Origin of the sequence: Allostella sp., from assembly GCF_041913585.1 — a bacterium.
Classification (GTDB): Bacteria; Pseudomonadota; Alphaproteobacteria; order ATCC43930; family Allostellaceae; genus Allostella.
In genome coordinates this window covers 20,966-29,546 of sequence record NZ_JAYSFE010000058.1, presented here as the reverse complement: position 1 = coordinate 29,546, position 8,581 = coordinate 20,966, and the positions used below count along the sequence as shown (strand labels likewise).

The window sequence follows — 8,581 nt, the reverse complement described above, 5'->3', positions numbered from 1 at the left end:
TGTCCTCGTCGTCGCCGCCGCCGATCGTGTCGTCGCCGTCCTCGCCGACCAGCGAGTCGTCGTCGTCGCCGCCGAAGATGCTGTCGTCCTCGGCGCCGCCGAGGATCGTGTCCTCGCCGTTGTCGCCCGAGAGAACGTCGTCGTCGTCCCCGCCCAGGATCGAATCGTTGAGCTGGCCGCCCGAGATCGTGTCGTCGCCTTCGCCGCCGAGGATCGTATCGTTGCCCGAATCCGAGCCGGCGAAGGTCTCGTCGCCGAACAGGCTGTCGTCGCCGGCGCTGCCGCTGATGAGGTCGCCGGCATCGCCGCCGATGACGGTGTCGTTGGCGGGGCCGCCGTCGATCGTGTCGACGCCGGCCAGACCGTAGATGAAATCCGAGCCGGAATTGTCCTGCGCGACCGGAAAGAGATCCGGATCGTTGGTCAGGATGAACGTCGCCATGGCAGCCCCCCGAAGTCATGTGACAAGAGGGGCTGCGCCGCCCAGCGCGCCACCTCTCCTGGATACTGCCGTCAGATCAGCAGCAAGACGGGCGTCCGGTCAATCGGTATCCGCACATTCGGTGGGGTCATGGCAGTTGCGCCACAGTCCCCGGCGCCCGGCGGTCAGGCGTCCTGGTGGTCAGGCGTCCTGATGGTCAGGCGTCCTGATGGTCGAGGGCGTAGCCGGCCGAGCGCACCGTGCGGATCAGGTCGACGCCGTCCTCGGCGTTGACCGCCTTGCGCAGCCGGCGGATATGGACGTCGACCGTGCGCGGCTCGACATAGACGTCGCGTCCCCAGACCGCGTCGAGAAGCTGCTCGCGCGAGAAGACCCGCCCCGGATGCTCCAGGAAGAAGCGCAGCAGACGGAACTCCGTCGGCCCGAGATGGACGTTGCGGCCGTTGCGGGTGACGCGGTGGCCGCTCAGGTCCATCGCCAGGTCGGAGAAGCGCAGCATCTCGTCGCCGCTCGACGGACGCGCCCGGCGCAGGACCGCCTTCAGGCGCGCGGTCAGCTCGGACGGGGAGAACGGCTTGGTGACGTAGTCGTCGGCGCCGGAATTGAGGCCGCGGACCTTGTCGGCCTCCTCGCCGCGGGCCGTCAGCATGACGATCGGCAGCTGCCGGGCCTCCGGCATGCGCCGGATCTGGCGGCAGACCTCGATGCCGGAGACGAGCGGCAGCATCCAGTCGAGCAGCACGAGGTCGGGCTTGTTTTCCTTGACGGCGACCAGCGCCTCCTCGCCGTCGCGGGCCTCGGCGACGCGGAAGCCCTCCTTCTCCAGGTTGTAGCGCAGGAGCGTGAGGAGCGGGACCTCGTCCTCGACCACGAGCACCAGCGGCTTCATGGCGCCTCCGCCGCGCCGGCCGCCGGGACGACGGCCACCGACCGGTCGCCCTTGGGCCGCGCCTCCCGCAGGCGCTCGCCGCGCACCAGGAAATGCACCTGCTCGGCGATGTTGGTGGCGTGGTCGCCGATGCGCTCGATGTTCTTCGCCATGAAGAGGAGGTGGGTGGCCGCCCCGATCGAGCGCGGATCCTCCATCATGTAGGTCAGGAGTTCGCGGAACAGGCTCGTGTACATCTCGTCCAGTTCCTCGTCGCGACGCCAGACCGCGAGCGCGGCGTCGGCATCGCGCTCGACATAGGCGTCGAGCACGTCCTTGATCATCGCCTCGGCGAAGGCGCCCATGCGCGGGATCGCGAAGGCGGGCCGGACCGGCGGCGCCGCGTTCAGGGCGATGGCGCGCTTGGCGACGTTGGCGGCGTAGTCGGCGATGCGCTCGAGGTCGCTGGCGATGCGCAGCGTGCCCACGATCTCGCGCAGGTCGGGACCGACCGGCTGGCGCAGCGCCAGCATGCGGATCACCTGGCGCTCGATCTCCGCCTCCAGCAGGTCGACCCGGGGGTCCGCCTCGACGATCTCGGCCGCCAGCGTGGCGTCCCGTCGCGACACCGCCTGCATGGCGGCGGCCAGCTGCGATTCCGCGAGGCCGCCCATCTGGGTCAGCGTGTTGGCGAGACGCCGCAGCTCTTCGTCGTAGGAGCGGACGGTATGTTCGGTCGGCATGAGTCGGTCCTCGCCTCGGGATGGCCGTGGCCCTCTGGCCGCCCGTCGGGGCGGACGAGACCCTAGCGCCCCGACGGGACGCTTATATTACCGATGCATTGCCGTTTCGTGACACGCGGGCCGCGTCGCCCGCCACGGGCAGATGGATCGTGAAGACGCTGCCGCGCCCGACCTCGCTGTCGATGTCGAGCCGGCCGCGATGCCGGGCGACGATGTGCTTGACGATCGCGAGCCCGAGGCCGGTGCCGCCCATGGCCCGCGAGCGCGCCGGGTCGACCCGGTAGAAGCGTTCGGTGAGCCGGGCCAGGTGCTCGCGCGGAATACCCTCGCCCTGGTCGGCGACGGCGAGCGCGACGCCGGCGCGGGTGCCGAGCGCGCCGGCCGGCGACGGTTGCACCGTCACCGCGACCGGGGTGCCGCGCCGCCCGTACTTGATGGCATTGTCGATGAGGTTCTGCAGCACCTGGGCGATCTGGTCGGCATCGGCCTGGACGGCCGGCAGGCCGGCGGCGGCGACGAGGTCGATCGAGCCGCCGCGCGACTTCGCCTTCAGCTCCATGGTCTCGACCACGGCGCGGGCGAGTTCGGCGAGCTCGACGCGGCCGGCGGGCGGGGTGTGCTCGTCCTGCTCGATCCGCGACAGCGACAGGAGGTCCTCGACCAGCCGGGTCATGCGGTGCGCCTGCTCGTGCATGATGGCGAGGAAGCGGTCGCGCGCCTCCGCGTCGTCGCGGGCCGGCCCCTGCAGCGTCTCGATGAAGCCGACCAGGGTCGACAGCGGCGTGCGCAGCTCGTGGCTGGCGTTGGCGACGAAGTCGGCCCGCATCCGTTCCGCCCGCTTGATCGCGGTGACGTCGTGCAGCGACAGCAGCGCCGCCACGCCGTCCAGCATCCCGCGCGAGAGATCGAGGCGCATGATGCGGGCCACGAACTCGCGCTGGACCGGCAGGGCCTGGGCGAACTCGACCATGCGCGTGGCCTCGCCCGCCAGCACCGCGTCGGCGGCGGCGAGCACGGCCGGGTGGCGGATCGCCAGGGCGAGGTCGCGGCCGACCGGCGACCCGGTGAAGAGGTCGGCCGCGGCGGCGTTCGCCCGGACGATGCGGCGGCCGGCGTCGAGGAGCAGCAGCGGGTCCGGGAGCGCCGCCAGGATCGCCTCCTCCGCCCGCAGCCGCTGCTCGACGGCGCGGCGCCCGGCCGCCTTCTCGCCATGCATGCGGCGGACGCTGTCCCAGATCTGGCGCAGGCTCTCCGACGGGCCGGTATCCGGGTTCGGCGCCTCGCCGTCGCGGTCGAGCTGCTCGACGGCGGCGCGCAGCCGGTCGACGCCGAGCACGTAGGGCCAGACGACGACCGCGGTCGCGGCCAGGACCGCCGCCATCGCCAGCGCCGCCGCCAGCGGCGCGATGGCGTCGACGACCAGCAGCAGCACCAGCACGACGAGCGCCGGCGCCGCCACCGTCGTCGCGTGCAGCAGCACCCGGCGCAGCGTCGACCAGGATTGCTGCCCGGCGCCGGTCGGCATGGGATCGGTGCGGGCGGTCCGGGCCGGGGCCTCAGCAGCCCGCGTGGTGGGCCGCCAGCACCGCCATGTTGACGAGGTCCGAGACCGTGGCCGACGCCTCGACGATCTGGGCCGAGGCGGAGAGGCCCATCAGCAGCGGCCCCACGACCACGCCGCCGCCCAGCACCTGGAGCATCTTGGAGGAGATGTTGGCGCTGTGCAGGGCCGGCATGACGAGGACGTTGGCCGGCCCGGAGAGGCGGCAGAAGGGATAGAGCCGCCGCATCAGGTCGTGGTTGAGGGCGACGTCGACCGACATCTCGCCGTCATACTCGAAATCGACCTTGCGCTGGTCGAGGAGGGCCACGGTCTCGCGCATCCGTTCCGTCCGCGGCCGGGCCGGATTGCCGAAGTTGGAGTAGGACAGGAGCGCGACGCGCGGCTCCAGCCCCATGGCGCGGGCCTGCGCCGCGGCCTGGACGGCGATCGAGGCCATCTCCTCTGCGGTCGGCAGTTCGTTGACCGTGGTGTCGGCCATCAGCACCGTCTGGCCCTTGGCGAGCAGCACCGTCATGCCGAAGACGACCTGGTCCGGCTCGGGGTCGATGACACGCCGGATCTCGTCGAAGGCGTCGAAATAGTTGCGCGTCAGGCCGGTGACCAGCGCATCGGCATCGCCGCAGGCGACCATCAGGGCGGCGAAGACGTTGCGGTCCTGGTTGACGAGGCGCTGGCAGTCGCGGTGGAGGAAGCCGTTGCGCTGCATCCGGGTATAGAGGAAGTCGGTGTAGCGGCGGTTCTCACGGCTGAGCCGGGCGTTGTGGATCTCGATCCCGTCGTGCCGCGGCAGCCCGATCGACCGCATGGTCTCGAAGATGCGCTCCTCGCGGCCGATCAGCACCGGGGTGCCGAAGCCGCCGTTGGCGTACTGCACCGCCGCCCGGATCACCTTCTCCTCCTCGCCCTCGGCGAAGACGACGCGGCGGGGGTTCGCCTTCACCTTCTCGAAGATGAACTGCAGGATGTCGGCGGTCGGGTTGAGGCGGGCGCGGAGCTGCCGGCGGTAGGCGCCCATGTCGGTGATCGGGCGCCGGGCGACGCCCGAATCCATGGCGGCGCGCGCGACCGCGGCCGGCACCGTCTCGATCAGCCGGGGATCGAAGGGAACGGGGATGATGTATTCCGGCCCGTAGCGCAGCCGGCGGCCGGAATAGGCGCTGTCGAGCTCGTCCGGCACGTCCTCGCGCGCCAGCGTCGCCAGGGCCTCGACGGCGGCGATCTTCATCGCGTCGTTGATGGTCGAGGCACGGACGTCGAGCGCGCCGCGGAAGATGTAGGGGAAGCCCAGGACGTTGTTGACCTGGTTGGGATAGTCCGAGCGACCGGTCGCCATGATCGCGTCGGGGCGCACCTCGCGCACCAGTTCCGGCCGGATCTCGGGGTCGGGGTTGGCCATGGCGAAGATGATCGGCCGGTCGGCCATGCTCTTCGCCATCGCGCCCGACAGCGCGTCCTTGACCGAGAGGCCGAAGAAGACGTCGGCCCCCTCGATCGCCTCGGCCAGCGTGCGGGCCTTCGTCGGCACCGCATGGGCCGACTTCCACTGGTTCATGCTCTCGGTGCGGCCCTGCCAGATCACCCCCTTGGTGTCGCACAGGATGGCGTTCTCGTGCGGCAGGCCCATCGACTTCAGGAGCTCGACGCAGGCGATCGAGGCCGAGCCGGCGCCGTTGATGACCATGCGGACGTCGCGCAGCTCGCGCCCGGTCAGGTGCAGGGCGTTGACGAGGCCGGCGGCGGCGACGATCGCCGTGCCGTGCTGGTCGTCATGGAAGACCGGGATGTCGAGCAGCTCGCGCAGGCGCTGCTCGATGATGAAGCACTCGGGCGCCTTGATGTCCTCGAGATTGATGCCGCCGAAGGTCGGCCCGAGGAAGCGCACGCAGTTGACGAACTCGTCGACGTCGCGGGTGTCGACCTCGAGGTCGATCGAATCGACGTCGGCGAAGCGCTTGAAGAGGACCGACTTGCCCTCCATCACCGGCTTCGAGGCCAGCGCGCCGAGGTCGCCCAGGCCGAGCACGGCGGTGCCGTTGGAGATGACGGCGACGAGATTGCCCTTGGCCGTGTAGTCGTAGGCCTTGGCCGGGTCCTTCTCGATGTGCAGGCAGGGCACGGCCACGCCGGGCGAATAGGCCAGCGACAGGTCGCGCTGGGTCGTCAGCGGCTTGGTCGGGGTGATCTCGATCTTGCCGGGCTTGCCTTGCGCGTGGAACTGCAAGGCCTCTTCTTCCGTGACACGGTTGTCGGTGTCTTCCATGGCGCGTCTCGAAACCCTCCCAGCGAGGCCCCTGAACGGACCCTCGGATTAAGCGGCCGAACATAGTGCCCGACCAGCAACGGCGTTGCCTAGCGCGAAGCGTTCGCTGGGAAGGAAGCGCCGGGGCGGGCGTCCCCGGCGCCGCGCTCAGACGATGGTGAGGTCGTCCTCGCTCAGTTCCTTGCTGGTGACCCCGACGAGGGTGATGGTGTTGCCGCCGCCGAGATCGACGATGGCGTCGCCGGCGATGTCGGTGACGTGCGCGAGGAAGCTCGCGAAATCGACGATGTCGCCGCCATTGGCGTCGGAGGCGATCTCCAGCTGGTCGACCCCGACCTCGAAGTCGAGGATGCGGTCGACCCCGCTGTCGTCGAGGAAGACGAAGACGTCCTCGCCGTTGCCGCCGGTCAGCGTGTCGGCGCCGCGGTCGCCCGCGACCCGGTCGTCGCCCTCGCCGCCGTCGAGCACGTCCTTGCCCTGGCCGCCACGCAGCGTGTCGGCGCCTTCGCCCGCGAGCAGGCTGTCGTTGTCGGCGCCGCCGTTCACCTGGTCGTCGCCGTTGCCGCCGTCGACCGTGTCGGCGCCGAGGTCGCCGTTCAGGATGTCGCCGCCCTTGCCGCCGCGGACGAGGTCGTCGCCCTGGCCGCCCCAGATGGTGTCGTCGCCCGTGCTGTTGCCGGCGACGTCGTCGCCCCACAGCGTGTCGTTGCCCTTGCCGGCGGCCAGGAAGTCGTTGCCGGCGGCGCCGACGACGCTGTCGTTGCCGTCGTAGGAGACGAGGATGTTGTTGCCGCTGTTGCCGACCATGATGTTGGCGAGATCGTTGCCGTCGGCGTTCAGGTTGGCCTGGCCCTGCATGGTCAGGTTGGGAATGAAGTCGGGCAGCGCGACCGATGCCGAGGTGTTGACGAGACCGATGCCGTCCTCCTCGTCGACCGCGTCCAGCTCCTGGAAGCTGGCGATCGTGATCGCCTTGCCGCCCGGCTCGGGCAGCGGCCCCGGATCGTCCGGCGGCGGCGGGGGCGGCGGGGCCGTGTGGGTCCCCTTGGAATCCTGCACCAGCTCGATGCCCTTGGCGTAGAGCGCCGCGAGCTCGGCGTCCGAGAAGCTGACGGACAGCGCCCGGACGACGTCGTCGGTGCCGGCGTCGTCGAACTGCACCAGCGCCGCCTCGTCGCGGGAATCGAGCAGGTAGAGGTCGTTGCCGGTGCCGCCGGCGAAGGCGTCGACGCCGGCGCCCCCGTCCAGGGTGTCGGCGCCGGCGCCGCCGACCAGCGTGTCCTTGCCGCCGCCGCCGGCGATCAGGTTGGCGCCGCCGTTGCCGACGAGCGAATCGTCGCCGGCGTCGCTGCCGAGGAGGTCCTCGAAGCCCGACAGCCGGTCGCCCGCCGCATCGCCGCCGGCCTGGGCGCCGTCGATGGCGAGGCTGACGACGACCCCGTCCTCGGAATCGGTGTAGGCGACGGCGTCGCGGCCGCCGCCGCCGGCGAGCGTGTCCGCTCCGGCCCCGCCTTCGATGCGGTCGTCACCCTCGTCGCCGGCGATGGTGTCGTCCCCGGCGCCGCCGGAAAGCGTGTCGGCGTCCGCGCCGCCCGAGATCGTGTCGGCCCCGTCGGCACCCGCGATCCAGTCCTTGCCGGCCCCGCCGTCGAGGCGGTTGTCCAGGGAATCGCCGGCCAGCGTGTCCGCCGCGCCGGTGCCGATCACCCCTTCGATATCGGCGAACTCGTCGTCTTCCGCGTCGCCGCCGTCGCCGGTGCCGGCGGCGAGGTCCACCGCCACCCCGGCCGCCGAGCCGGCGAAGGTGAGGATGTCGAAGCCTTCGCCGCCGTCGATGGCGTCGCCCCCCTGGCCGCCCTCGATCGTGTCGGCGCCGTTGCCGCCGGCCAGCGTGTCGTCGTCCTCGCCGCCCGACAGGACGTCGTTGCCGAGCCCGCCGTCGATGTCGTCGGCGCCGGCCTCGCCGAAGATCGTGTCCGCGTCCGCGTCGCCGAAGAGTTCGTCCTGGCCGGCGCCGCCGAGAATCGAATCGTTGCCCTGATCGCCGTGGATGGTGTCGGCGCCGTTGCCGCCGAACAGCGAATCGAGGCCGTTGCCGCCGTAGATGGAATCGTTGCCGCCGTCGAAGTCGCGCTCGTCGACGAGGTCGTTGCCGTCGCCGCCGAGCAGCGTATCGCCGCCGTTGCCGCCGAGGATCCGGTCGTCGCCGGTGTCGCCGAGGATACTGTCGGCGTCGCCGGCGCCGAGCAGCGTGTCGTTGCCCTGGCCACCCTGGACCGTGTCGAGGCCGTCGCCGGCATCGACCGAATCGTTGCCCTGGCCGCCGACGATGCTGTCGGCCCCCGAGCCGCCGTCGACCGTGTCGTTGTGGGTGCCGCCGTCGATCGTGTCGTTGCCGCTGCCGCCCTCGAGCGCGTCCGAGCCGGCCTCGCCGAAGATCGTGTCCGCCTCGGCATCGCCGTCGACCGCGTCCGCTCCGTCGCCGCCATAGACGAGATCGGCGCCGTTGCCGCCGGCGATGGTGTCGTTGGCGAGGCCGCCCCACAGCGAATCGTCGCCGTCGTCGCCGAGGATGCTGTCGTTGTTGCCGTCGCCGTCGATGGCGTCGGCGCCGTTGCCGCCGCGGAGCGTGTCGACGCCGTTGCCGCCGGACAGGCTGTCCGCGCCCTCGCCGCCGTCGAGCAGGTCGTCGCCGTCGTCGCCG

Annotated in this window: 5 protein-coding genes and 1 pseudogene; all 6 read right to left on the bottom strand. The window is 71.4% G+C overall.

Features of this window, described 5'->3' with window-relative positions; translation table 11 throughout:
* A partial coding sequence (locus ACE3Q3_RS12790) for a calcium-binding protein (protein WP_374446647.1) occupies positions 1 to 442 on the bottom strand: 442 nt, incomplete at its 3' end.
* Between the two features lie 196 nt (positions 443 to 638).
* Positions 639 to 1,331, bottom strand: a complete 693-nt coding sequence (phoB, locus tag ACE3Q3_RS12785; RefSeq protein ID WP_374446645.1) for a phosphate regulon transcriptional regulator PhoB — start codon at positions 1,329 to 1,331, stop codon at positions 639 to 641.
* Positions 1,328 to 2,053 (bottom strand): phosphate signaling complex protein PhoU, encoded by a 726-nt coding sequence (phoU, locus tag ACE3Q3_RS12780; RefSeq protein ID WP_374446644.1) that lies wholly within the window; start codon positions 2,051 to 2,053, stop codon positions 1,328 to 1,330. Before phoU ends, phoB begins: the two co-directional genes overlap by 4 nt.
* Before the next feature lie 82 nt (positions 2,054 to 2,135).
* Positions 2,136 to 3,578, bottom strand: a complete 1,443-nt coding sequence (locus ACE3Q3_RS12775; RefSeq protein ID WP_374446641.1) for a sensor histidine kinase — start codon at positions 3,576 to 3,578, stop codon at positions 2,136 to 2,138.
* 31 nt (positions 3,579 to 3,609) lie between these two features.
* Complete coding sequence (locus ACE3Q3_RS12770) at positions 3,610 to 5,877, bottom strand: NADP-dependent malic enzyme (protein WP_374446640.1); 2,268 nt, start codon at positions 5,875 to 5,877, stop codon at positions 3,610 to 3,612.
* Positions 5,878 to 6,024: 147 nt separating this feature from the next.
* A pseudogene (locus tag ACE3Q3_RS12765) lies at positions 6,025 to 8,581 on the bottom strand (hypothetical protein); the annotation flags it as partial.

Bases quoted from the DNA above. Each gene is read 5' to 3' on its own strand.
- ACE3Q3_RS12775 (WP_374446641.1), bottom strand. From the start codon at position 3,578: ATGCCGACCGGCGCCGGGCAGCAATCCTGGTCGACGCTGCGCCGGGTG.
- phoB (WP_374446645.1), bottom strand. From the start codon at position 1,331: ATGAAGCCGCTGGTGCTCGTGGTCGAGGACGAGGTCCCGCTCCTCACG.
- phoU (WP_374446644.1), bottom strand. From the start codon at position 2,053: ATGCCGACCGAACATACCGTCCGCTCCTACGACGAAGAGCTGCGGCGT.
- ACE3Q3_RS12770 (WP_374446640.1), bottom strand. From the start codon at position 5,877: ATGGAAGACACCGACAACCGTGTCACGGAAGAAGAGGCCTTGCAGTTC.